Annotated in this window: 22 protein-coding genes and 1 tRNA gene; 14 read left to right on the top strand and 9 right to left on the bottom strand. The window is 70.0% G+C overall.

Features of this window, described 5'->3' with window-relative positions:
• Nucleotides 1-878: flavin-dependent monooxygenase QhpG (gene qhpG / locus C665_RS10315; RefSeq protein ID WP_004308021.1), on the top strand; the 878-nt coding region annotated here is incomplete at its 5' end.
• A gap of 101 nt (nucleotides 879-979) precedes the next feature.
• Here qhpG and C665_RS10310 read toward each other — a convergent pair.
• A complete protein-coding gene (locus C665_RS10310) occupies nucleotides 980-1,963 on the bottom strand; it encodes a helix-turn-helix domain-containing protein (protein WP_004308019.1) in 984 nt (327 codons plus the stop codon).
• Nucleotides 1,964-2,519: 556 nt separating this feature from the next.
• On the opposite strand from C665_RS10310, the gene peaA reads away from it, so the two are divergent.
• The 13 genes from peaA to C665_RS10245 all read left to right on the top strand — a co-directional run bounded on the left by peaA (nucleotide 2,520) and on the right by C665_RS10245 (nucleotide 17,636).
• On the top strand, nucleotides 2,520-4,067 hold the full coding sequence (gene peaA, locus C665_RS10305) for a quinohemoprotein amine dehydrogenase subunit alpha (RefSeq protein WP_004308018.1): 1,548 nt from the start codon (nucleotides 2,520-2,522) through the stop codon (nucleotides 4,065-4,067).
• Between the two features lie 68 nt (nucleotides 4,068-4,135).
• The gene (peaB, locus tag C665_RS10300; protein ID WP_004308016.1) at nucleotides 4,136-5,566 is read left to right on the top strand and encodes a quinohemoprotein amine dehydrogenase maturation protein; all 1,431 of its coding nucleotides are present in this window, start codon (nucleotides 4,136-4,138) and stop codon (nucleotides 5,564-5,566) included.
• Nucleotides 5,563-5,889 carry a quinohemoprotein amine dehydrogenase subunit gamma gene (gene qhpC, locus C665_RS10295; RefSeq protein ID WP_004308014.1) on the top strand — a complete coding sequence of 109 codons (327 nt, stop codon included), beginning with the start codon at nucleotides 5,563-5,565 and terminating at the stop codon, nucleotides 5,887-5,889. The genes peaB and qhpC overlap by 4 nt, the downstream gene beginning before the upstream one ends.
• A 10-nt stretch (nucleotides 5,890-5,899) precedes the next feature.
• The gene (gene peaD, locus C665_RS10290) at nucleotides 5,900-7,036 is read left to right on the top strand and encodes a quinohemoprotein amine dehydrogenase subunit beta (RefSeq protein ID WP_004308012.1); all 1,137 of its coding nucleotides are present in this window, start codon (nucleotides 5,900-5,902) and stop codon (nucleotides 7,034-7,036) included.
• 109 nt (nucleotides 7,037-7,145) lie between these two features.
• The gene (locus C665_RS10285; protein WP_004308008.1) at nucleotides 7,146-8,462 is read left to right on the top strand and encodes an alginate export family protein; all 1,317 of its coding nucleotides are present in this window, start codon (nucleotides 7,146-7,148) and stop codon (nucleotides 8,460-8,462) included.
• A 53-nt stretch (nucleotides 8,463-8,515) separates the two neighbouring features.
• The gene (locus C665_RS10280) at nucleotides 8,516-10,018 is read left to right on the top strand and encodes an aldehyde dehydrogenase family protein (protein WP_004308006.1); all 1,503 of its coding nucleotides are present in this window, start codon (nucleotides 8,516-8,518) and stop codon (nucleotides 10,016-10,018) included.
• Between the two features lie 82 nt (nucleotides 10,019-10,100).
• Nucleotides 10,101-10,967 carry a hypothetical protein gene (locus tag C665_RS10275; protein ID WP_004308005.1) on the top strand — a complete coding sequence of 289 codons (867 nt, stop codon included), beginning with the start codon at nucleotides 10,101-10,103 and terminating at the stop codon, nucleotides 10,965-10,967.
• On the top strand, nucleotides 10,964-11,977 hold the full coding sequence (locus C665_RS10270) for a U32 family peptidase (RefSeq protein WP_004308004.1): 1,014 nt from the start codon (nucleotides 10,964-10,966) through the stop codon (nucleotides 11,975-11,977). The genes C665_RS10275 and C665_RS10270 overlap by 4 nt, the downstream gene beginning before the upstream one ends.
• A 1-nt stretch (nucleotide 11,978) precedes the next feature.
• Nucleotides 11,979-14,177: a cytochrome c biogenesis protein CcsA gene (ccsA, locus tag C665_RS10265; RefSeq protein WP_245537153.1), complete on the top strand. Its 2,199-nt coding sequence runs from the start codon at nucleotides 11,979-11,981 to the stop codon at nucleotides 14,175-14,177.
• 95 nt (nucleotides 14,178-14,272) lie between these two features.
• On the top strand, nucleotides 14,273-15,727 hold the full coding sequence (locus C665_RS10260; protein ID WP_004307999.1) for an alanine/glycine:cation symporter family protein: 1,455 nt from the start codon (nucleotides 14,273-14,275) through the stop codon (nucleotides 15,725-15,727).
• 91 nt (nucleotides 15,728-15,818) lie between these two features.
• Entirely contained in the window at nucleotides 15,819-16,718 is a 900-nt protein-coding gene (gene rapZ, locus C665_RS10255; RefSeq protein WP_004307996.1) for an RNase adapter RapZ, read from the top strand.
• Nucleotides 16,715-17,104 carry a NusG domain II-containing protein gene (locus tag C665_RS10250; protein ID WP_004307994.1) on the top strand — a complete coding sequence of 130 codons (390 nt, stop codon included), beginning with the start codon at nucleotides 16,715-16,717 and terminating at the stop codon, nucleotides 17,102-17,104. Before rapZ ends, C665_RS10250 begins: the two co-directional genes overlap by 4 nt.
• Nucleotides 17,085-17,636, top strand: a complete 552-nt coding sequence (locus C665_RS10245) for a Gx transporter family protein (RefSeq protein WP_012584631.1) — start codon at nucleotides 17,085-17,087, stop codon at nucleotides 17,634-17,636. The genes C665_RS10250 and C665_RS10245 overlap by 20 nt, the downstream gene beginning before the upstream one ends.
• Before the next feature lie 223 nt (nucleotides 17,637-17,859).
• Here C665_RS10245 and C665_RS10240 read toward each other — a convergent pair whose 3' ends face one another.
• The 8 genes from C665_RS10240 to ybgF form a co-directional block, all read right to left on the bottom strand.
• Nucleotides 17,860-18,762, bottom strand: coding sequence for a dienelactone hydrolase family protein (locus C665_RS10240; RefSeq protein WP_004307992.1), 903 nt, complete (start codon nucleotides 18,760-18,762; stop codon nucleotides 17,860-17,862).
• Between the two features lie 160 nt (nucleotides 18,763-18,922).
• On the bottom strand, nucleotides 18,923-19,189 hold the full coding sequence (gene infA, locus C665_RS10235) for a translation initiation factor IF-1 (protein ID WP_002925671.1): 267 nt from the start codon (nucleotides 19,187-19,189) through the stop codon (nucleotides 18,923-18,925).
• Between the two features lie 322 nt (nucleotides 19,190-19,511).
• Nucleotides 19,512-19,667 (bottom strand): hypothetical protein, encoded by a 156-nt coding sequence (locus tag C665_RS20235; RefSeq protein ID WP_004307991.1) that lies wholly within the window; start codon nucleotides 19,665-19,667, stop codon nucleotides 19,512-19,514.
• A 174-nt stretch (nucleotides 19,668-19,841) separates the two neighbouring features.
• Nucleotides 19,842-19,917: transfer RNA gene (locus tag C665_RS10225), tRNA-Lys, on the bottom strand.
• A gap of 121 nt (nucleotides 19,918-20,038) precedes the next feature.
• Entirely contained in the window at nucleotides 20,039-21,145 is a 1,107-nt protein-coding gene (locus C665_RS10220; protein ID WP_004307989.1) for a YeeE/YedE family protein, read from the bottom strand.
• A gap of 14 nt (nucleotides 21,146-21,159) precedes the next feature.
• Nucleotides 21,160-21,861, bottom strand: a complete 702-nt coding sequence (gene queC / locus C665_RS10215) for a 7-cyano-7-deazaguanine synthase QueC (protein ID WP_004307987.1) — start codon at nucleotides 21,859-21,861, stop codon at nucleotides 21,160-21,162.
• Nucleotides 21,862-21,931: 70 nt separating this feature from the next.
• A complete protein-coding gene (queE, locus tag C665_RS10210; protein WP_004307984.1) occupies nucleotides 21,932-22,603 on the bottom strand; it encodes a 7-carboxy-7-deazaguanine synthase QueE in 672 nt (223 codons plus the stop codon).
• Nucleotides 22,604-22,606: 3 nt separating this feature from the next.
• On the bottom strand, nucleotides 22,607-23,076 hold a 470-nt coding region (gene ybgF / locus C665_RS10205), incomplete at its 5' end, for a tol-pal system protein YbgF (RefSeq protein ID WP_004307983.1).

The raw sequence follows: 23,076 nt of genomic DNA, 5'->3' as shown, positions 1-23,076 counted from the left end.
TGCGCGGAGTGGAGACGGTGTCGCTGCTGCAGTACTGGCAGGGACCGGCGGGCGAGGCGGGCTCGACCGTTCTCAGCGTCGAGGATGGCTGGATGTGGATGGCCGCGTTGGCCGATGGACGGCGCTATCTGCAGCTGACGGTGGACGTTGCCAGCGCCGACCTGCCGCCGAAAAGGGCCCTGGGCGACTACTGCAGCGCACGGTTTCACGCGGTCGAGGCGGCGGCGCCCTTCGTCCGCGATGCGCAGCCGGTCGGCGAACCGCACGCGCGCACCAGCACGGCGGTGCTCAACGAATCGGTGGCCGGCGACGACTGGATCCGCGTCGGCGATGCGGCGATGGCGGTCGATCCGCTCTCGGGCAACGGCATCTTCCAGGCGCTGTCGTCCGCGCTGCAGGCACCGGCGGTGGTGGCTACCCTCCGTCACGATCGGGGCCGCACCGCGCTCGCGCAGCACTTCCATACGCGGCGTATCGAGCACCTGTTCCACCGCTTCGCCCGAATCGGGCGCGATTTCTACGCTCAGGAAGCGCGCTGGCCGCAGGCGCCGTTCTGGGCCGCGCGCCGCGGCTGGCCGGATGCCCTGCCGCTGCACGCCAAGGTGAGGCCGGAGACCGTGCGTGTTGCGCGCGGGCCGGTGGTGTGCGCGGGGCGGATCGTCGAGCAAGACGTCGTGGTGACGCCCGACCAGCCGCTCGGCGTTTGGCACCTCGATGGTCTGGCGGTGGCGCCCATGCTTGCCGCCTTGCGTCGAGAGGGAGGCGATGCGCTGGAAAAAGCTGCCGGCGAGGCGCTGCTGTGCGCGCGTTTCGGGCTCGAGCGTGCGCGTGCCGCCGCCTTGCTGGCCTGGATGCGGGCACAGAACTGGCTGGATTGAGCGCCGCCTGCATCCATTTCGTCTCCCGGACGGCGGAGCGTGTTGCCGATTTGGGCTAATGGTTCCAGCAAAAGATTTTATTTTTCGCCCGCCGCGCCTGCTCAGCCCGCGCGCCTGAGCGTGTCCGACGGCAGCTCGCCGAACATCGTCTTGTACTCGGCGGAGAAGTGCGACAGGTGCCAGAAGCCCCAGCGTGCGGCGATGTCGGCGACCGTGCCGCGACCATTGGGGTCCGCGGCCTTGAGCGAGCGGCGCACCGCATTCAGGCGGATCGCGCGCAGGAACTTGACCGGGTTGAGATCGAGCACGTCCTGGAAGCTGTACTGCAGGGTGCGGCGCGAGATGCCGAGCTCGATGCACAGGTCGGCGACCGTGATCGGCTCGTCGATGTGGGCCTCCATGTAGGCGCGCGCGCGCGCCACCACCTGCTGGCGGGCGCGACAGGACGGTGCACCGGCCCGTCCGCCGCCACAGGAGAGCGTGTCGAGTAGGGTCGCGAACAGCGCCTGTTCCATCGCCTTGCGCATCTGCGGGTGCAGAAGCAGCTCGGGGGTCGCCCGCAGGCTGGCCGTCATGGTCGCCAGCAGTTGCCCGAGCGCCGCGATTCCCGCCGGGGTGGTCGGTGCCAGCTTGCGCCCGGCGAGCTCGGCCTCGAGGTTGCGGTGGTCCACCTGATGCGCGTAGTCGTGGAGCGCGGCCGAGTCGGCGGTGCAGGCGAGGATCTCGAGCCGGCGCGGGGTGCGGAAGTCGAGCTCGTCGTCGCCTCCGAGTGTCAGCATGGAGTGCGCGTCATACATCTCGCCGCCGAACCAGCCCGTGCCCTCGATCGCGACCGGCACGGCGAAGGTGCGCGAGCCGGGCCACGCCCCGCCAGCCTGATGCACCGACTGGTTCAGGCCCTCGCGGAACAGCTGCACCCTGCCGAAGCAGAACTCCTCGAACACGCCGTCGAAGGCGCCCGCGGTGAGCTGGTCGTAGCGTTGATGCCAGTTGGTCAGGCAGGCGGCGTGCTCGTCGGCATCGAGCGTGTGGCGCAGGGTGTAGGAGTACGGGGCGTTTCCCGAAGGCTGGGCAGCCGGGCTCATTGCCCGCACCCCCTGGGCAGTTGCCGGGTGGCGTTGGCCAACATGTCTCTTCCTCTCTCGATCGGTGGCCGATCGTGCTTGTCGTTATGTTTGTCCCTGCCGCTCAGGGTGCGGATGAACGCTTCCCCAGTGCTGTGCGGCCGTTTTTCAGAATGGCACGGCGGCGGGTCGTTTTGCAACCCGGGGTCCGGGACCGGCCGCCGCCGTGGCTTGCCGTTTTCGGATAACGCGCACGGAAGGTCCGCGCCTACGATCTGCTCGCCTTCCACATCGACCCGGCGCCGACCGGGCGTGCGGAGGCAGAGGCAGCAGTTGTGCAGGCCCTCGCAGAAGGGCAGCAAGCGGACTCGCGTGACCTTGCGGTGGCGTGAGGAGGAGACAGGATCGGATCGCCCGTCGCGAGCGGTGTCCGTGCTTGCCCTCGGTCTGTGCAGCGCTGCGGTGTTCCCCGCGCACGGGACGGCGATGCCGGCCCACCGGGTGGACGCCTCATCCAAGGACACGAAGAGGAGATCCGGTCTTGAAAATCAGAACCCTTGCCACTGCCATGGGCAGTATGGCTGCGCTCGGCGTCGTGCTGGCCGCCCCCCCGGCGCATGCCTCGGCCGAAGCGCTGATCCGCGCCAAGTGCCTGCCCTGTCACACCGAAACCGAGGACGGAATCAGCCGCATCAGCCACCAGCGCAAGACCCCGGAAGGCTGGCTGATGTCGGTGGCACGCATGCAGATCGTCCACGGCCTGAAGATCACCGACGAGGAACGCCGCACGGTGGTCAAGCACCTGGCCGACCGCCAGGGCCTGGCGCCGTCCGAGACCACCGGCGTGCGCTACGCGATGGAGCGTCGCCTGAATACCGTCGAGGCCTTCGAGTCGGAGAAGTTCACCAAGATGTGCGCGCGCTGCCATTCCGGTGCGCGCGTGATGCTGCAGCGTCGCCCGGCGGCGGAGTGGGAGCATCTGGTGCATTTCCATCTCGGCCAGTTCCCGACGACCGAGTACCAGGCCCTCGGCCGCGACCGCGACTGGTTCGGCATCGCGTTGAAGGAAATGGTGCCGGAGCTTGCGAGCAAGCTGCCGTTGCAGTCCGAGGCCTGGAAGCAGTGGCAGGCGCGCGCGCCGCAGACGGTCAAGGGCGAGTGGAGCCTGAGCGGCCATCTGACCGGCCGCGGCGGATTCTCGGGCGTGATGAAGGTGACGGCGGGTGAGGGCCGGGACCGCTACACGCTCGCCTTCGACGGGCGTTGGGACGATGGCAGGCCGATGCAGGGCAGGGGGCGGGCGCTGATCTACACCGGTTACGAGTGGCGCGGCGACCTGGTCGTCGACGGCACGCCGATGCGCCAGGTGTTCGCGGTCGAGGACGGCATGATGCGCGGCCGCATGTTCCTGCGCGACCAGGACGAGGTCGGCGCCGACGTCGTCGCCAGCCTGCAACAGGCGGGCAACAGCCGCGTGCTGGCGGTGCATCCGGCCTACCTCAAGGCGGGTGAAGGCGCCGAACTGCGCATCGTCGGCTCCGGGCTGGCGGGCGAGGTGACGCTGCCGCAGGGCGTGAAGCTGGTCGGTACGGTCAAGCGATCGGCGACCGAGGTCGTGGTCCGCGTGCAGAGCGACGCCGCGGCGCGCGGGGTGCACGCGGTGGCGGTCGGCAAGGCTTCGGGCGGCAGCCTCGCGCTGTACGACAGCATCGCCGCGGTCAAGGTGTCGCCCGCGTTCGCGGTCGCACGCATCGGCGGCAACGGCACGCCCACGGCCAAGGTCGAGGCGCGCTTCGACGCCGAGGCCTGGGCAGCCGGCGCGGACGGCAAGGCAGGCACCGAGGACGACTTCCGCATCGGCGTGGTGCCGGCGAAGTGGTCGGTCGAGCCCTTCGACGAGGCGGCGGTGCGCGACCAGGACGTCGAGTTCGCCGGCCTGATGGATGCCGCGAGCGGGGTCTTCGTGCCGGGTGATGCCGGTCCCAACCCGGTGCGGCGGATGTCGGCGAGCAACGTGGGCAACCTGAAGGTGGTGGCCGAGGTGGCGCAGGGTGGCGAACGCCTGCGCGGCGAAGGCCAGGTGATCGTGGCGCCGCCGCGCTGGAACAACCCGCCGCTGCCCTGATCGGTGGCGCGTCCTGTTCCGGCAGGCGCGGCCTGCCCTCCGCAATCCCGACCCCGAAGGAGGCTCCCATGGGTGCCGTCTTGAATCTGGTGCAGGACAACCTGCACGAGCTGCGCATCGATGAGACGCGCATGCTGTTCCACATCCCGAGCAGTTCGCTGTTCGCGCTCGACCCGCTGAGCGCGGCGCTGATCGATCGCATCCGCCGTCAGAGCCTCACCGTCGAGGCCCTGATCGATGGCCTGCGTACCGAGTTCGACGCCGACGAGGTGGCCGAGGCGATCCGCGAGCTGGTCGCGCTCGAGCTCATCGACGACGGCCGCCCCGCCAGCGCCGGCACGCTCGCGCACACCTTCGAGCGCTTCCCGCTCACCACGGTGGTGCTCAACGTCAACACCGGCTGCAACCTGAGCTGTACCTACTGCTACAAGGAAGACCTCGACAAGCCCTCGGCGGGCCGCAAGATGGCCTTCGGGACCGCGCGCGACGCGATCGAGATGATGTTGCGCGAGTCGCCGGACGAGCCGCGCTACAACGTCGTCTTCTTCGGCGGCGAGCCGCTCAGCAACCTGCCGCTGATCAAGGACGTGGTCGCGTACTGCGAGGCGCGCTTCGCCGAGCTCGGCAAGCAGGTCGATTTCGTCATGACGACGAACGCGACCCTGCTCGCCGACGACACCATCGACTGGCTCGATGCCCACCGCTTCGGGCTGTCGATCAGCATCGACGGTCCGAAGGCGATCCACGACCGCAACCGGCTCACCGTCGGCGGCCAGGGCACCTACGAGACCGTGCGGCGCAAGGCCGAGCGCCTGCTGGCGCGCTACCACGCGCGGCCGGTGGGGGCACGGGTCACGCTCACCCACGGCACCACCGAGGTCGAGCGCATCTGGGACCACCTGTTCAACGAGCTGGGCTTTGCCGAAGTGGGCTTCGCGCCGGTGACCTCGGGCGACATCAGCACCTTCAACCTCACGGGCGCGGAGCTGGTCGAGGTCTTCGCCGGGCTGAAGCGGCTCGGTGCGCGCTATCTGGAGGCGGCGCTGGAGGGACGCAACATCGGTTTCTCCAACATGCACCAGCTGATCACCGACCTGCACGAAGGCCACAAGAAGGCGCTGCCCTGTGGCGCCGGGTTGAAGATGCTCGCGGTCGACCACAAGGGTGAACTGAACCTGTGCCATCGCTTCACCGGCTCCACGCTGCCGACCTTCGGCGACGTGAAGAACGGTATCCAGCGCGCGCAGCTCGGCGATTTCCTGTCCCAGCGCCTGGATCGCACGGATACCGGCTGCGCGAGCTGCCGCATCCGCAACCTGTGCTCGGGCGGCTGCTACCACGAGAGCTACGCGCGCTACGGCGATCCCGCACATCCCACCTACCACTACTGCGATCTGATGCGCGACTGGGTGGACTTCGGCATCGAGGTCTACAGCCGCATCATGGCCGGGAACCCGGCCTTCATCGAACAGCATATTTCCCCGAGGAGGGCGTCATGAAACATCTCAAGGCGATCAACAACAAGGCGCGGCTGCTGGACAAGGCGGTCGCGGAGGACCGGGTCGAGGAGGTGGTGGCGATGAGCGCCATCGCCGGCTGCGCGGCGACGGTGGACCCGGGCTGGGAAGTGGACGCCTTCGGCGGTGTGTCCTCGCTGTGCCAGCCGATGGAATCCGATCTCTACGGCTGCGCCGATCCGTGCTGGTGGCCGGCCCAGGTGCCGGACGTGATGAACACCTACCCGGACTGGAACAAGGACGCGACCAACTCGCGCGAGGACTGGCGCAATCTCGGCTCGGTCTTCCCGGGCGACAAGCTGTAAGGGGGCGGACATGAAGAAGACGATGATCGGCGGCGCACTGCGCCGCAGCGCGGCCGCGCTCGCCTGCCTGGCCGCCGGAGTCCTGCCCGCCGCAGCGGCAAACGAGGCGCGGCCGCTCGAGCCGGGCAGCGAATACCTGATGGTGGCCAACTACCCGAACAACCTGAACGTGGTCGATCTGGCCAGCGAGAGCGTCTACAAGACCTGCCCGCTGCCCGACGCCTTCGGACCCGGCACCACGCAGATCGCGCCCGACCGCCGCACCGCCTACATCCTCAACAACCGTTTCGGCACGATCTACGGCATCGATCTCGATACCTGCAGGCTCACCTTCCGCGCCGAGATGTCGCAGGGCGACAACGAGCGTGCCAAGTCGATCGCATCCTTCACCGTCAGCGCGGACGGCAAGGAGGTCTATGCGGTGCAGAACCCGACCACCATCCATCGCGACCACTATCGCGTGGGGGCGCCGCGCTTCGCGGTCTACGATACCCGTGCCGGTCTGGAGGCCAAGCCTGTGCGTGTGTTTCCGGCGCCGCGCCAGGCCAACATCATGCAGGCGGGTGAGGACGGCTCGGTCTACCTGGCCGGACCGAACCTCTACAAGGTGGATGTGAACACCGGTGCGATGACCGTCGCCCTGCCGATCCGCGACTGGCAGCGTTCCACGCACGCGCCGCTCGATGTGCTGTACATCTGGCCGGTGCAGACGCCGACGCGGGACTTCACCATCCTCTACACCACGGCGAAGTACCAGGACGACAAGCAGGACATGGCGACCGCCGAGTACCAGTACGGCTATCTGAACGTGAACCTGAAGAGCGGCGAGACCGAGGCACGCGAGTTCGGACCGCTGACCGAGATCTACTTCACCGGGCTGCGTTCGCCGAAGGACCGCAACATCGTCTACGGCCTGCTGCACCGCCTGACCAAGTACGACATCGCGCAGCAGAAGCTGGTGCAGGCCGCCGAGCTCGACCACACCTACTACACCGTGCTGAGCAACCAGGCCGGCAGCCGGCTCTACCTCACCGGCACCTTCAACGACATCTCCATCCACGATGCCGACACGCTGGCCAAGGTCGGGCAGGTGAAGCTGCCGGGCGGGGACATGTCGCTCGGTACCGGGCAGGTCTTCGTGCGCTGAGCGCCCGCTTCCGGACGGGGCAAGCCCGCAGCAGCGGGACACCACGGCGCGCCAAGCGGCGCACCGCGGTGTCCCGCGCGCCAAAACAATCATCGAGGAGACGAACATCATGCGCATGCGCATCACCACGGCCGTCCTGCTGGCCGGACTGGCGGCGCTCGGCACGGCCCGGGCAGAGACCTTGCACGAACGCGACGGCACCACACTGAGCGCGAATATCGACGGCATGGCCGGCGCCTTCTCCACGCGCGAGGACTATCTCGGCGAGGGCGGCAGGCAGTGGCGCGAGGGCTTCATCCATGGCGTGCTCGCGGGCACCACCCGTGCCGGCGGCGGCGAGCTGTACGGCGGCCTGGGCGCGATCGCACAAGGCACCTGGGGCGACGGCGATGCCGGCGGCTATACCGACGGCCGCGAGCGCGACGTCGACCTGGAGGATGCGTACGTCGGCTGGCGCAGCGCAGGTGGCGCGTTCGACGTCTCGTTCGGCCGCCAGCAGTTCGTGCTGGGCGACGGCTTCCTGATCGCGAGCGACCGGATCAACCTCGGCAAGGGGCTCGATGCGCTCGGTGTGGACGTGGATCGGGGCGGGGCCTACTACCTCGCCGCCAAGAAGAGCTTCCGCAACACCGCGATCGTGCGCATCGATCCCGAGGGGCCCTGGCGCGGCGACGCCTTCTGGCTGCAGTCGGGCAACCCCTACCAGCAGGACACCGAGCTCGGCGGCGCGAACCTGGAGTATGTGTCGGAGACGCATGGGACGCTCGGGCTGAGCTGGATGAAGGTGCTCGACGTCGACCAGGGCGCCGGGCTGGGCATCTTCGACCGTCGCGACGGCATGCGCATCGCCAGCGTACGCGGCCAGGGCAGCCTCGGCGTGGAGAACCTGTTCCTCGCCTTCGAGTACGTCGACCAGCGCGGCGGCAGCGCCGCGGTGAAGAACGACGCCGACGCCTGGCACGTCGAGGGCGGGTGGACCTTCGCCGACCTGCCCTGGCGCCCCACGCTCGACTACCGCCACGCACGCTTCTCCGCCGACAAGTCCGCCACCGCCCGCAACGAGGCCTTCGACCCGCTGTTCTTCGGCCTCAGCCGCGGCCTGGGGACCTGGTTCCAGGGCGAGGTCGCGTCCAACTACGCCGGCCCGGCCAACAGCGGCAATCGGGTGGACCGCGTGGAGCTGAGCCTGGCACCCCGCGAGGATCTCTCCATCGGCGTGCAGTACTGGAAGTTCGCGCCCGAGGGCGAGGCCGCGGACCTGGCCGGGCGCGAGTTCGATCTGTTCGCGTTCTGGCAGATCGACAAGCACTTCACCTTCGTGCCCCTGATCGGCCTCTACGAGCCGCGCGGTGCGGACGTGAAGGCGCTGCAGGGCAACGACCGCCGCAATGTCTATCTGCAGGCGGTGCTGATTTTCAACTATTGAGGGGGCGGCCTGCGGCCGTCCCGGGCAACACACATCAAACACGGAGACGAGGAATGGACCGATACAAGGGTGAACTGCTGAGCGACGACACGCGCCGCTTCCTGGCGCAGCCCAAGCGCATGGCGATCGGCGGCGAATGGGTGGAGGCCCTCGGCGGTGGCATGCTCGAGGTGGTGGATCCCGCCAGCGGGCAGGTGTTCGATCGCGTGCCGGCGGGCGAGGCGACCGACATCGACCGCGCGGTGGCGGCGGCGCGGCGCGCCTTCGAGCAGGGCGACTGGCCGCGCATGCGACCGGTGGACCGCGAGCGCCTGCTGCTGCGCCTGGCCGAGCTGGTGGAGGCGCATGCGCAGGAACTGGCCGAGATCGAGGCGCTCGACAACGGCAAGCCGGTGACCATGGCGCGTGCGGTCGACGTGGCGCTGGTGGTGGACTTCCTGCGCTACATGGCCGGCTGGGCGACCAAGATCGAAGGCTCGACGATGGAGGTGTCGGTCCCCCTGGTGCGCGACCGCGAGTTCTTCGGCTACACCCGGCGCGAGCCGGTGGGCGTGGTGGGGGCGATCATCCCGTGGAACTTCCCGCTGCTGATGGTGGCGTGGAAGGCGGGGCCGGCACTCGCCTCCGGGTGCACGATGGTGCTCAAGCCCGCCGAGGAGACGCCGCTGTCGGCGCTGCGCTTTGCCGAGCTGGTGCAGCAGGCGGGCTACCCCGCGGGGGTGTTCAACGTCGTCACCGGCCACGGCCACTCCGCGGGTGCGGCGCTGGCCGCGCACAAGGGCGTCGACAAGGTGGCCTTCACCGGCTCGACCGAGATCGGCAAGCTGGTCGGCAAGGCCGCGCTCGACAACATGACGCGGGTGTCGCTGGAGCTGGGCGGCAAGAGCCCGGTGATCGTGCTCGACGACGCCGACCCGGCGGTAGCGGCTGCGGGCGCGGCGCAGGCGATCTTCTTCAACCAGGGGCAGGTGTGCTGCGCGGGTTCGCGCCTGTATGTGCACAAGAGTCGTTTCGAGCGCGTGGTGGAGGGGCTGTCGGGGATCGCCGCGGACATGAAGCTCGGCGCCGGCATCGAGCCCTCGACGCAGATCGGCCCGCTGGTGTCGGCCGTCCAGCAGCAGCGCGTGCTGGGCTACATCCGCAGCGGCTTCGAGGAGGGCGCGCGCGCGCTGGCGGGCGGCGCAGCGGGCGAGGGCGAGGGCTACTTCGTCAAGCCGACGGTGCTGGTCGATACCCGCGACGACATGCGCGTGGTGCGCGAGGAGATCTTCGGCCCGGTGGTGGTGGCGATGCCCTACGACGATCTCGACGAGGTCGCCCGCCGCGCCAACGACACCCCATACGGCCTCGGCGCCAGCATCTGGTCCAACGACCTGTCGCGGGTGCACCGCCTGGTGCCGAAGATCAAGGCCGGTACGGTGTGGGTCAACTGCCACAACATCCTCGACGCCTCGATGCCCTTCGGCGGCTACAAGCAGTCCGGCATCGGCCGCGAGATGGGGCGCGCGGTGCTCGACCTGTACACCGAGGGCAAGTCGGTGATCATGGCCCTGTAAGGGGGGCGCGTCGCGCGGCTGCGGCGCTCCATGCCCTTTCGATCCCTTGTCGCGGCACCCGAGGCCGCGGGGAGAAAGCGTGATGAGTTTTTCCGAGTTGGCGGTGACGGCAACGCACGCAGTCGATCTGGCGTGGGCCGCGGGGGGGCCCGCGGAGCGCGAACGCCACTGGCTGCGCATCCATGGCGATGCTGCCCTGGCCGCCTGGCTCGCGGGGCTGCAGCCGACGCATCTTCATTTCGGCAGCGAGTTCTGCGAGCACCTCCTGCCCGCGGAGCGGGTGCTGCGCGAGGCGCTGCGGCGGGTGGAGGAGGCGGGCCTGCGCTTCGTGCTGCTCACGCCGGTCGCCTCGCCCGATGTGTTGGCCCGACTGCACGGGCTGCTGCCCATGCTCCCCGCCGGGACGGAAGTGGTGGCGAACGACTGGGGTGTGGCGCACGAGTTGCACACGCGCTTTCCGGCCTTGCTTCCGGTGGCGGGCCGCGTGCTGTGCCGCATGACCAAGGATCCGCGCCTGCATCCCGGCTGGGCGGGGCGCTGCGGTCACGGCCTGGCCGCGCCGACGATGCGCGCACTGTTCGAGCGCCTCGGCATCCTCCGGCTCGAGCTCGACATGCCGGTCTTTGCCGACGATGGGGCGCTCGAGGGGCTGCCGCTCCCCGCCGGCGTGCATCTGCCCTGCGTCTATGTGGCCAAGGGCCGCATGTGCCGGGCAGGTGGGCTTTCCATGAAGGGGCCGGAGCGCTTCGCCGTCGGACGCCGCTGCCGCAAGGAGTGCCTGCGCCTTGCCGCCGAGGCCTCACGCCCGGGACGGGACGATGCCTGCCGGACGACCCAGCTCGGCAACACCTTGTTCAGCCGCCATTCGGACGCGATGGCGCAGGCCTTGCGGCGGGCCGCCGACGCGGGGCGGATCGCCCGCCTGGTCGTTGCCGGAGAACCGCTGTGAGAATCGTCGCGCCTGTTTCGCGCGTCGCCGAGGTTGCAGTGCTCGCCGCGGCCGGCGCCACCGAGCTGTATTGCGGCCTGGTGCCGCCCGACTGGCGCGGACGCTTCCAGTCGATCAGCGCCAATCGCCGGCCGTCGGGCAATCTTGCAAGCTATGCAGACCTGGCGGAGGCGGTGCGGAGCGCGCATGCCCACGCTGCCGCGCTGTCGCTGGTGCTCAATGCCCAGCACTACGCTGCAGCGCAGATCGAGGCCGCGGAAGAGATCGCCGGGCGCTTTGCGGACCTCGGTGGCGATGCCCTGATCGTCAGCGACCTGGGCCTGGTGGAGCGCCTGGCGACGCGTTTCCCGGCGCTGCGCGTGCACGTCAGTTCGGTGGCGACCTGCCGCAACGCGGCGGCGGCGCGGCTGTGCCAAGCCCGCGGTGCGCGCCGGCTGATCCTGCCGCGCGACGTGACCCTCGCCGAGGCCACCGCCATTGCCGAAGAGGTGCCGGACATCGAGATCGAAGCCTTCGTGCTCAATGATGGATGCATCTTCGAGGAGGGCGCCTGCCACACGATCCACCTCCCGGGGCAACTGGGCGGGCCGATCTGCCTCGACCGCTACCGCTTCCGCCATCGTCGGCGCGACGGCGGGGAGCTGTCGGCACGCCTCGCCGCACGCTTGCAGGAGAACGACGAGGCCTACGAGCGCTGGCTGTGGTACCGCTTTTCCTGCGGCTTCAGCACCACGCCCGAAGGCTTGCCCTTCGGACCATGCGGGCTGTGCGCGCTGCCCGCGCTCAGGCGCGGACGGGTAGCCGCGGTCAAGATCGCCGGGCGCGAGGCGCCGACGGCGCGCAAACTGGCGAGCGTGCGCATGGTGAGGTCCGTGCTCGACCGGGTCTGCGCAGGGGCGGATGCCGCCGCGGTGCGCGCGTTCGCCACCCGCCTGCGGCCGTCCGAGGCGCATTGCGCCACCGGCCACATGTGCTACTACCCCGAAGTGCTGCGGGCGGAGGCATGCTGAAGTGAGCGCGCCACGTCGTGACCTGGCGGTCTGGATGCTGGTCGCCGCCGCGACCATCGCCTTGGCATGCCGGGCGGAGCTGGGGTCGTTCGTCCTCGCCGCCGCAGCGGCGCTGGGGGCGTATGCGGCGTGCAGATCGACGGGGCGCGCGAGTGCGCTCGCCCTGTCGGCGGCGCTGCTTTGGAGTTGCACGCTCGCCCTGGGCTGGCACTTCGCAGTCGACCATTTCGCGCTGCGCTACGTCTGGCTGTACAGCAGCACAGCGCTGCCGCTGCACCTGAAGATCGCCAACCTGTGGGGCGGCGATGAAGGCACCACGCTGCTGCTGCTGGCCTGCTGCGCGAGCCTGGCGGCGAGTGGTGCCCGCGCCGGACTGGACCGCGGGCGTCGCTCGGTGGCGGCTGCGATCGTCGCCGCCTATGGCGCGGTCGTCCTGTGGTTGGCTCCCTTCGCCGCAACGCCCGCCGACTGGCTGGCACAGTCGCCCTCGCAGGGCATGAACGCGCACCTGATGAAACCCTGGATGCTGTTCCACGCCCCGCTGGTGATTGCCGCCTACGCCTGGGTGCTGGCACTCGCCGGGCCTGCGCTCGACGCCCTGCGCGGCGGGCAGGGCAAGTGGCCGGCGCGCGCGCGCATGCGTGCGCGGAGGGCCTGGCTGCTGCTCACCGCAGGGATCGGATTCGGCATGCTGTGGGCCTTCGAGGATGCGATGTATGGCCAGGTGTGGCACTGGGATCCGGTCCAGACCGCGGTGTTCGTCCTGTGGTGCCTGCTGGGGGCGCACCTGCACGGGATCAACGGCTGGGGCGTGGGCCGCAGGCACTGGCGCATGATGCCGCTGGCCGCCGTGCTGGCCGCTGCGGCGGTGCCCTGCGTGATGGCGGTGACGCGCAATCCGGTGCTGGCGAGCTCGCACCGCTACGTGGGGGCCGAGTCCTGGGTGGCACATGGTGCGCTCGGCAGCGCGTTGCTGGTGCTCGCCCTCGTCGCAGCGTTTTCCGGTCGCGGTGCCGGCGTGAGCCTGCGGCAGGGGGGGGCGCGTTCGTCCGCTGGCCTGGGCCTGTGGCTGGCACAGCTCTGCTTCCTGGGCGCAGCCGCTGTCGCCGTGGTGCAGTTGCTGCTTGCGTCCGCTGCGGCGGCGAGCGGCGCGCCACGTCCGGAGGAATACAAGCCCTTCCTCGCGATGCTCGCCAACCTCGTGAGCGGAGGCGAACTGGAGGCGCTGCGCGCGGCCTTCGAGCAGTGGGACGTGGACGGCCATGTGCTCGCACGCGGCCTCTTGCCGTCGCTGGCCGGGGCCGGACTGGCTGGAGGCTGGTACTTCTTCCGCCGCATCTCGGTCGGGGCGGGCCGCCTGTCGCTGCTGGCGGCGCTGGCTGTGACGGGGGCGAGCGCAGCCTGGGGCGGGTTGATGACGCGGCACTACGAGGGTGCGGGGATCCTCTCCCAGCAGATCGTGGCGCTCCTGCCGCAGTTCGACGCCGTGCTCGCGGGCTGTGCGTATCTTGCGCTCGGCGGTGGCGCGTGGACGGTATTCATGGTGCATCGGCATGGGCTGCGCGGGATTGCGCCGGCCTTGCCACTGCTGGCCATCCACGCGGGGGTCGCGCTGGCCCTTTCCGGCGGCCTGCTGGCAACCGCGCTGAACAGCTACTCGCAGCATGAGATCGTCTTCGACGGCGCGCCGAGCGCGTGGACGCGCGATCGCCACGGCTACGCCTTCAGGCTGGTCGATCTGAGGGTCGCGAGCGCAGGCGATGGAGGCGTCGGTGGCGCCGCCGGCGTGCATGCGCTGACCGCGATCGAGGCGCGCGCTCCCTCGGGCAGGACCTTCGACGGAGAGACGCTCTACCGGGACTCGCGCGCGCCCCCGGAGCGCTACGATGGCCCGCTGCGGCAGATCTGCGAGATGCTGGACTACCGTTACGCCCGCCACATGGGCAGGCCCGGTTATCTGCTCGACCCCCTGGTCGATCAGGGCTGGAAGCATGCGGTGCAGTTCTGGGTTTCCCCCGCGGGTGTGGTGGAGGCGCTTGCGGGACGCGCTGGAGGCCGGGCGGTGTTCGTCGTGGTGAAGGTCTTCCCCCTGATCTCCCTGCTGTGGAGCGGGCTCGTGCTCCTGCTGCTGGGCAGTGCGTGGCTGGCTCTGGCGCCCCCGGGCGGGCCGGCTCGGGCGGAGCCCGGCGGAGGGCGTTGAATGGGCAGTGTCCGGGTTATTCCCAACGATGCTGCCGCTCATCCGCTCGCAACAAGCAGATACAATCGCGGCTCGTTTCTCGGGAAAACACAAGAATGCAAGCGACCGTCGACTGGATCAACGGCTGGGTCTGGAGCCCCGCCCTCGTTTACCTGTGCCTGATCGTGGGCCTGTACTTTTCCATCCGCACCCGTTTCATGCAGGTGCGCCACATCGGCGAGATGGTGCGGGCGATGTTCCGCGGCAAGAGCTCCGCGGCGGGCGTGTCGTCCTTCCAGGCGCTCACCATCGCGCTCTCCGGTCGGGTGGGTACCGGCAATATCGCCGGCGTCGCCACCGCGATCGGCTTCGGCGGTCCGGGCGCGGTGTTCTGGATGTGGATGGTGGCCTTCCTCGGCGCCGCCACGGCTTACGTCGAGTCGGCACTCGGGCAGATCTACAAGACCGAACACCACGGCCTCTACCGTGGCGGTCCGGCGTATTACATCGAGAAGGGCCTGGGCTGGCGCGTCTATGCGATCGTGTTCGCGGTCGCCACCGTGTTCGCGTGCGGCGTGCTGCTGCCCGGCGTGCAGACCAACAGCATCGCGGCCAGCATGGAAAACGCCTTCGGCGTGGCGCCGGCGGTCACCGGCACCATCATCGTGATCCTGCTCGGCCTGATCATCTTCGGTGGCGTGCGCCGCATCGCCCAGGTCACCCAGGTGGTGGTGCCCTTCATGGCGCTCGGCTACATCCTCGCCGCGGCCGTGGTGGTGGCGCTCAACGTCGACAAGGTGCCCGAGGTCATCCGCCTGATCCTGTCCTCGGCCGTCGGTCTCGACGCGGGCTTCGGCGCGATGATCGGCCTGGCCATCCAGTGGGGTGTCAAGCGCGGCGTGTATTCCAACGAAGCCGGCCAGGGCACCGGCCCGCACGCCGCCGCTGCCGCCGAAGTGCCGCACCCGGCTGCGCAAGGCCTCGTGCAGGCCTTCTCGGTGTATGTGGATACCCTCTTCGTGTGCTCGGCGACCGCCTTCATGGTGCTGATCACCGGCACCTACAACGTCACCGGACCGGACGGCGCGCAGGTGTTCACCGGGCTGGCCAACATCTCGGCGGGCACCGGCTTCACCCAGGCGGCGATGGAGCAGGTGCTGCCGGGCTTCGGCTCGATGTTCGTGGCGGTGGCGCTGTTCTTCTTCGCCTTCACCACGGTGATCGCCTACTACTACATCGCCGAGACAAACGTCGCCTATCTGACGCGCAATCTGCGCTCGGAGGCCTTGATCTTCGTGCTGCGCGTGGCGCTGATCGGTTCGGCCCTGTATGGCTGCGTGCGCACCAGCGACCTGGCCTGGGGCCTGGGCGACATCGGCGTCGGCCTGATGGCGTGGCTCAACATCTTTGCCATCCTGGTGCTGCAGAAGCCGGCGCTGCTGGCGCTCAAGGACTACGAGGCGCAGCAGGCCCAGGGACGCCTCGAGCCCCAGTTCGACCCGCGCGCGCTCGGCATCGTGAATGCCGACCTGTGGGTGAAGATCGCCGATCGCAGGAAGCGCGAAGGCTGATCGGGCGGGGGAAGCCCGCCGTCCCCGCGTGCAGGACCCGCCCGCCGACACTGGGCTATAGTGTGGGCGGGCTTTTTCATCCGGAAGGGCAATGCAGATCGTTCTAATCAGCGGCTTGTCGGGTTCGGGCAAGAGCATCGCGCTCAACGTGCTCGAGGATGCCGGCTACTACGTGGTCGACAACCTGCCGGCGGTGCTGCTGCCACAGCTGGCGGCGCACCTGCACGGTGCGGGCTGGCGGCGGGTGGCGGTTGCGGTGGACATGCGCTCGGGCGCGAGCATCGCGGCCCTGCCGCAGCAGGTCGAGGTCTTGCGCTCGACGGTGCGCGACCTGCGCTTCATCTTCCTCGAGGCGCGCGACGACGCGCTGATCGCGCGCTTCTCCGAGACGCGCCGGCGCCATCCGATGGCGGTGGACGGCTACACGCTCGAAGAAGCGATCCAGCGCGAACGCGACGCGCTCGCCAGCGTGGCCGAGCTCGGTCACCGCATCGACACCAGCGACCTGCACCCGAACACGCTGCGCGCGTGGGTGAAGGACTTCATCCAGATGGCACCGGCCGAGGGCATGACGCTGATGTTCGAGTCCTTCGGCTTCAAGTACGGCATCCCGCTCGATGCCGACCTCGTCTTCGATGTGCGCTGCCTGCCCAATCCGCACTACGACCCGCGCCTGCGTCCGCTCACCGGGCGCGACCAGCCGGTCATCGACTTCCTCCAGGGCGTGCCCGAGGTCGGGCGGATGTCGCAGGACATCCACGATTTCGTCGCCAACTGGCTGCCCGCCTACGTGCGCGACAACCGCAGCTACCTGACCGTGGCGATCGGCTGTACCGGCGGCCAGCATCGCTCGGTGTACATCGCCGAGTGGCTGGCCGAGCGTTTCCGCGGCCAGGTCGAGGTCATCGTGCGCCACCGCTCGACGGCGCGCCGGGCGGCGGACCGCGCTGCCGGCATCGTGGATGCGGCCGGAGACGGGAACGGGCGGTGAGGCTGGAGCTTGCGGACTGGCGCGGGCTGCTGCGGCCCGGCGATGTCCTGGTGGCGATCGGCGGGCTGCTCGTGTGCGGCTATGCGCTGCTCGCGCTGTGGCAAGGCGGTGCGCCGGACGGCGCGGTGGTTCGTGCCGGCGGCAAGGTGGTGGCGCGGGTGGACCTGGCAGCCGAGCGCACGATCGAGGTGCCCGGCCCGCTTGGCGTCACGGTGATCGAGATCCGGCCCGGGCGCGCGCGTGTCGCTTCCGATCCCGGGCCGCGCCAGTATTGCGTGCGTCAGGGCTGGCTCACCCAGGCCGGCGCGGTGGCGATCTGCGCGCCCAACGAGGTGAGCCTGAGCCTCACCGGGCGGGCTGCGGATTATGACTCCCTCAACTATTGAACTGACTCCCACCGCCGAGGACCGCCGCATCGCCCGCCATGCGGCGGCGGCGATCGTGCTGACCGTGGCCGAGGCGGCGATCCCGCTGCCGCTGCCCGGGGTCAAGCCGGGGCTGGCCAACATCGTGACCCTGGTGGTGCTGGCACGCTGGGGCTGGCGCGAGGCGGTGTGGGTGTCGCTGCTGCGCGTGCTCGCCGGCAGCCTGCTGCTCGGCCAGTTCCTCGCCCCCGGCTTCTTCCTGAGCCTTTCGGGCGCGCTCGCCAGCCTGGTGTCGCTCGGTCTGGCGGTGCGCCTGCCGGCACGCTGGTTCGGCCCGGTGAGCCACAGCATCCTTGCGGCATTCGCCCACATCGGCGCACAGCTGGTGGTCGCGCGCCTGTGGCTGGTGCCGCACGACGGGGTGTTCTACCTCACCCCGGTGTTCGCGCTCGCGGCGGTGGTGTTCGGCCTGATCAACGGGCTGATCGCCGCGCGCCTGCTGCGCGAGCTGCAGGCTGCGCAGCGGCCCGCGGGCGATCCGATGGAACGCTGACCCGCTCCTGCCGTCCAACCAGCCGATGCCGGCAAGGCAGCGCCGGCGCAGCGGAGGGTGGTGGCATGCACGGACGGTGGTGGAGGTGGCTTGGCACGGTGCTCGCGGTCGTCAGCGGCCTGGTGTTCGGCTGGGTCGCGGGCTCCGGCCTGGTGCATGCGGCACCCGTCGGGATGTCGCATGCCGTGCGGTACCCGCCGGCGCAGTGTGCGGCGGCGAGTGCTCAGCCGAGCGCCGCGCCAAGGTGCGCGAGCGCGCGCTTCCAGCCGTCCTCGGCCTCGGCCTTGCGGTAGCTCGGCCGGTAGTCGGCGTGGAAGGCGTGGGGTGCGTCGGGATAGACGTGGATGGTGCTGCGGCCGCCCGCAGCGGAGAGCGCCGCCTGCATCTTCTCCACGTCGGCGAGCGGGATGCCCTGGTCCTGGCCGCCGTAGAGCCCCAGCACCGGCGCGTGCAGCCTGCCGACGACGTCGAGCGGGTGCTGCGGGGTGAACTCCGAAACGGCGCCGCTCAGGCGTCCGTACCACGCCACGCCGGCTTTTACCGATGGCTTGTGCGCGGCGTACAGCCAGGTGATGCGCCCGCCCCAGCAGAAGCCGGTGATCGCGAGGCGGGCGGGGTCGCCGCCCTGGCTCGCCGACCATGCGGCGCAGGCGTCGAGGTCGCCCATGACCTGGGCGTCGGGCACCTTGGCGACGATGTTCTGCAGGATCGCGGGGATGTCGGGCTGGGTGGTGGGATCGCCTTGGCGGAAGAAGAGTTCAGGCGCGATCGCGAGGTAGCCCGCGTGTGCGAGGCGGCGGCAGACGTCGCGGATGTGTTCGTGGACGCCGAAGATCTCCTGCACCACGAGCACGATCGGCAACCTGTCGCCTGCGGCGGGCCGCGCGTAGTAGAGCGGCAACTCGCCGCCCTCGACGGCGATGGTGGCAGTGCCCGTGGCGAGGCCGGTGCCGCTCGTGCTGATCACGGTGCTGGCATGGACAGGCTGCACGGCGAGCGCGAAGCCGGTGGCGGCGATGCCTGCGAGAAAGCCGCGGCGGTCGAGGCGGGCGGCGGGGAGCAGGCTGTCGAACTGGCCGCGCTCGTCTTCGGTGGCGTGTTGCGCACGGCTGGGGGTGGCTTGCATCGTGGCGGTCTCCTCTGGGGGGTAGTGGTCATGCCCCGGAGAGACAGCGCCTTGTGCCTGGTCGTTCCGCGCGTGGAGCGGGAAAGGGTGCGCGTAAACGACGCGCGGCCCCCGAGGGGCCGCGTGGGGCTCGAGCGCGACGCGATGCCGCCTCGAGGACTCAGCGCCGGCGCGGCGGGGGCGCTGCGGCGGCACCGGCCGGACGACCGGGCAGGTGGCGGAAGGTGATCCGGCCTTTGCTGAGATCGTAGGGCGACATCTCCAGCGACACGTTGTCGCCGGCGATGATGCGGATGTGGTGCTTGCGCATCTTGCCGCCCGAGTAGGCGATCAGGTTGTGACCGTTGTCCAGCGTCACGCGGTAGCGGCCGTCGGGCAGCACCTCGGTGACGGAACCGTGCATTTCGATGAGTTCTTCCTTGGCCATGTCGGGGCTCCTGTAGGGGTTCCGGTGCCCGCTCGTGTGCGGGATCGGAGAGGCGCGTTCCGCCGTGCACGGGCCTCGGAAGGGCCGACCGCCGCATTCTTGTGCGGCAGCGACCAAAAAAGACGGCACCAGATCGGCGGGCCGGCTGGAATGTTGCGATTGCGCATCCAGGCAAGAAGCCGGAGGCGTGCAGCGAAGGCGAGATCGAAGAGCGTACGCGGGGCGCTCGGGATGACGATGACGCGCTGCGTCACGCACGGTCGCGCCGGATTGAATGCGTACATTCCAAACCGGCCAAGAATCCAAATCAAACTATACCAGATCAGGCCTTGTCGGTCCATGGCTTCGTATTGCGTCGCAGCAAGCCATCGAGCCGGTTCGTGCAGCTGCGCGCATCGGCTGCGGAGAAGGTGCTCGGGCTGCCGGTGTCGACTCCGGTGCCGCGCAAGGTGCCCATGAAGTTGCGCAGGTCGAACAACTCGCGGACGTTCTTGCGGCCCTCGAGCTCGCCGGCGCGGGCACAGGACAGGGGTGTCCTTCACGAACACCAGGCAGGCGTCGGCATCGCCCCGGATGCGCAGGGAGGGGCTCCTGCGGGACTGACGCAAAAAGAAAATGCCCGGACCGAAGTCCGGGCATTTTCCGTGAAACTTGGTAGGCCGTGCGGGATTCGAACCTGCGACCAACGGATTAAAAGTCCGCTGCTCTACCAGCTGAGCTAACGACCCAAAAGCGAGGCCGAATGATAATGGCCGATGGAAACGTCGTCAAGCGCCTTGCCGGTTTCGCGGTCCCCCGATGGAGCCGCAGGGTGGCTCGTCGGGGCAGAGCGGCCGGCGGTTTGCCTCTTCAGCCTGCGCGGGTCGGAAGCCAGTACTGAAGCTTCATCGTCGCAACGGCTCCCGCGATGATGGCGGCGGTGGTGATCGCTGCGCCGAGCGCGAGGGTCGACAGGCCCGAGACGCCCTGGCCGAGCGTGCACCCGAGCGCAGTGACGCCGCCGAAGCCCATCAGCAGGCCGCCGGCGATGTGACGCACAAGGTCGGCGGGGTCGCGGAAGCTCTCGATGCGGAAGCTGCGCGTGGCCAGTGCCATCGCCGCCGCGCCGGCGATCACGCCGAGCGCGCTGGCGATGCCGAAGCTCATCTGGCGGTTGGCATCGCTCCACAGCAGCAGCAGCTCGAGGGTGAAGGCCTGCGGGGCGACGAAGCTGAGCGACTCGGCGCGGCCGCTGTTGGTGGCGAGGAAGACCTCCTCGAGGGTGTCGGGGTGCTCGGCGATGTGGCCGAGGTGGCCGGTGACGTACCAGCCGGCCACCACCGCGAGGCCGACGATGGCCCCGCCGAGCAGCACCTCGGGGTGGCGCGCGTCGCGGCTGGCCAGCGCCCAGGCGAGCAGGCCGCCGCCGGCGAGCGCGCTGGCGGCGAGCGAGGCCTTGCCTGCCTCCATGCCGGCCGCCGCGAGGAAGGCGGGCAGGGTCTGGCCGTGGGGCAGCTGCAGCGCCACCGGGTCGAGGAACTCGACCCGCCACACGCCGGTGAGCCCGCGCAGCGTCATCGAGGCGCCGATGGCGAGGAAGACGAACACCACGACCGACTTGAGGTTGCCACCGCCGATGCGGATCAGGGTCTTGCCGGCGCAGCCGGAGGCGAGCGTCATGCCGACGCCAAAGGCGAGTCCGCCCACGATGTGTGACAGCCAGGGCAGGCGGGCGCCGGTGTAGAGGGTCTTGGCAGGGTCGAAGAGCCCGAGGGCGTGCAGCGCGCCGGTGCCGAGGGTGGCGAGCGCGACCGCGAGCGCCCACATCCGCATCCGCGTCCAGTCGCCGATGTTCACCGCGTCGGAGACCGCGCCCATGGTGCAGAAGCCGGTGCGCTGGCTGGAAGCGCCGAACGCGGCGCCGATCGCGAAGCCGAGCCAGACGATGGTGGAGGCGGAGACGAGGGCGTGGTCCATGGCGCGGCAGGGGTTCAGGCCGAACGCGGCTGGTAGGGCGTCGGGTCGGGCACGCCGGCGGCTTTGAAACCGGCAGCGCGCAGGCGGCAGGCTTCGCAGCGGCCGCAGGCGCGGCCGTCGTCGTCGGCTTGGTAGCAGGTGACGGTGAGGCCGTAGTCCACGCCGAGGGCGGTGCCGCGGCGGATGATGTCGGCCTTGGAGAGCTCGATCAGCGGGGCGTGGATGCGCAGCTGCGCGCCCTCGACGCCGACCTTGGTGGCCAGCCGCGCCATGTGCTCGAAGGCCTCGATGAAGACCGGCCGGCAATCGGGGTAGCCCGAGTAATCGACCGCATTCACGCCGACGAAGATGTCGTTGGCGCCGAGCACCTCGGCCCAGGCGACTGCGATCGACAGCATGACCGTGTTGCGCGCCGGCACGTAGGTCACCGGGATGCCGGTGTTGTCCTGATCGAGCGGCACCGCGATGCCGGGGTCGGTGAGCGCCGAGCCCCCGAACTGGCCGAGTTCGACGCTGGCGGTGCGGTGCTCGCGCGCGCCGAGCGCTTGCGCCACGCGCTTCGAGGCGGCGAGCTCGGCGGCGTGGCGCTGGCCGTAGGCGACCGACAGCGCGTAGGTCTCGAAGCCCATGTCGCGCGCGATCGCGAGGCAGGTGGCGGAGTCGAGGCCGCCGGAGAGCAGCACGACGGCGCGGGGCGGGGTGTGGAGGCTGGTCATTCCGGAGTCATTCTGGATGGCGGGGCGGGGTGGATCTGCTCGCGGCGTCGCCGGGCCGGAACAGCGGCGCTCAGCGGCCGCGGGCGTCGTTCCACAGGATCTTGTGGAGCTGGAGCTGGAAGCGCACCGGCAGGCGGTCGCGCACGATCCATCCGGCGAGCTCGGCAGGGTCCAGCGCGCCGGCGACCGGCGACAGCAGCACGCCGCAGCGTTCGGCGAGGCGGTGCTCGGCGATCTGCTGCTTGGCCCATGCGTAGTCGGCGGCGTCGGCGAGCACGAACTTGAGCTCGTCGTGAGCGTACAGCAGCGCGAGGTTTTCCCAGCGGTTGCGGGCGAGCTCGCCCGAGCCGGGGGCCTTGAGGTCCACGATGCGCGACACGCGGGGATCGACCCCCGCGATGTCGAGTGCGCCGCTCGTTTCCAGCGACACGTCGTGGCCGGCATCGCACAGGGCGGCGAGCAGCGGTAGGCAGCCCTTCTGTGCGAGCGGCTCGCCGCCGGTCACGCACACGTGGCGCAGACCGTGGCTGGCCACCTCGGCGAGGATGTCGTCGAGCGTGCGTGTCTCGCCGCCGCTGAAGGCGTAGGCAGTGTCGCACCAGGTGCAGCGCAGCGGGCAGCCGGTCAGGCGCACGAACACGGTGGGCAGGCCGACGCGGGTGGATTCGCCCTGCAGCGAGGCGAAGATCTCGGTGATACGGAGGCGCACGGCCGTCGCCGGCGCCGTTTCGACAGCGGACATGGATCAGCGCGCGCTCAGGCGCTGGCGGGCGACCTGGGCGGCGTTGCTCTGCGGATAGCGCTCGACAAGCGATTGCAGGGTGCGCTTGGCGCCGGCGGCGTCGTTCATGGCCTGCTGACTGTTGGCCAGGCCGAGCATGGCGTCGGGCGCGACGTTCTCCTTGGGGTACTTGTCCATCACCGTCTTGAAATGGCGATTCGCACTGGCGACGTCGCGCGCCTGCAGTGCGGCGTTGCCGGCCCAGAAGTGGGCGCCGGCGGTGAAGTTGCCTGCCGGGTAGCGGGTGATGAAGCGCTCGAACGCGGTCTGCGCGTCCTTGTGCTTGCCGTTCTTGAGCAGCGCGAGGGCGCCCTGGTAGTCGGCGGATTCGGTGTTCGCGGATGAGGGGGCTGGCGCGGGGGCAGGTGCCTGCGGGGGCGCTGCGGCCGCAGCCGGTGCCGCCGGCGCCGCATCCCCGGAGGCCGGGGCGGCGG

It is taken from the genome of Thauera aminoaromatica S2 (genome assembly GCF_000310185.1).
Lineage (GTDB): Bacteria > Pseudomonadota > Gammaproteobacteria > Burkholderiales > Rhodocyclaceae > Thauera > Thauera aminoaromatica.
Note: the sequence above shows the minus strand (reverse complement) of the source record. Positions and strands in the feature narration are given on the sequence as shown.

Excerpts from the sequence above, each read along its gene's own strand:
- C665_RS10310 (WP_004308019.1), bottom strand. The coding sequence starts at position 1,963 with ATGAGCCCGGCTGCCCAGCCTTCGGGAAACGCCCCGTACTCCTACACC.
- peaA (WP_004308018.1), top strand. The coding sequence starts at position 2,520 with ATGGCTGCGCTCGGCGTCGTGCTGGCCGCCCCCCCGGCGCATGCCTCG.
- peaB (WP_004308016.1), top strand. The coding sequence starts at position 4,136 with ATGGGTGCCGTCTTGAATCTGGTGCAGGACAACCTGCACGAGCTGCGC.
- qhpC (WP_004308014.1), top strand. The coding sequence starts at position 5,563 with ATGAAACATCTCAAGGCGATCAACAACAAGGCGCGGCTGCTGGACAAG.
- peaD (WP_004308012.1), top strand. The coding sequence starts at position 5,900 with ATGAAGAAGACGATGATCGGCGGCGCACTGCGCCGCAGCGCGGCCGCG.
- C665_RS10285 (WP_004308008.1), top strand. The coding sequence starts at position 7,146 with ATGCGCATGCGCATCACCACGGCCGTCCTGCTGGCCGGACTGGCGGCG.
- C665_RS10280 (WP_004308006.1), top strand. The coding sequence starts at position 8,516 with ATGGACCGATACAAGGGTGAACTGCTGAGCGACGACACGCGCCGCTTC.
- C665_RS10275 (WP_004308005.1), top strand. The coding sequence starts at position 10,101 with ATGAGTTTTTCCGAGTTGGCGGTGACGGCAACGCACGCAGTCGATCTG.
- C665_RS10260 (WP_004307999.1), top strand. The coding sequence starts at position 14,273 with ATGCAAGCGACCGTCGACTGGATCAACGGCTGGGTCTGGAGCCCCGCC.
- rapZ (WP_004307996.1), top strand. The coding sequence starts at position 15,819 with ATGCAGATCGTTCTAATCAGCGGCTTGTCGGGTTCGGGCAAGAGCATC.
- C665_RS10245 (WP_012584631.1), top strand. The coding sequence starts at position 17,085 with ATGACTCCCTCAACTATTGAACTGACTCCCACCGCCGAGGACCGCCGC.
- C665_RS10240 (WP_004307992.1), bottom strand. The coding sequence starts at position 18,762 with ATGCAAGCCACCCCCAGCCGTGCGCAACACGCCACCGAAGACGAGCGC.
- infA (WP_002925671.1), bottom strand. The coding sequence starts at position 19,189 with ATGGCCAAGGAAGAACTCATCGAAATGCACGGTTCCGTCACCGAGGTG.
- C665_RS10220 (WP_004307989.1), bottom strand. The coding sequence starts at position 21,145 with ATGGACCACGCCCTCGTCTCCGCCTCCACCATCGTCTGGCTCGGCTTC.
- queC (WP_004307987.1), bottom strand. The coding sequence starts at position 21,861 with ATGACCAGCCTCCACACCCCGCCCCGCGCCGTCGTGCTGCTCTCCGGC.
- queE (WP_004307984.1), bottom strand. The coding sequence starts at position 22,603 with ATGTCCGCTGTCGAAACGGCGCCGGCGACGGCCGTGCGCCTCCGTATC.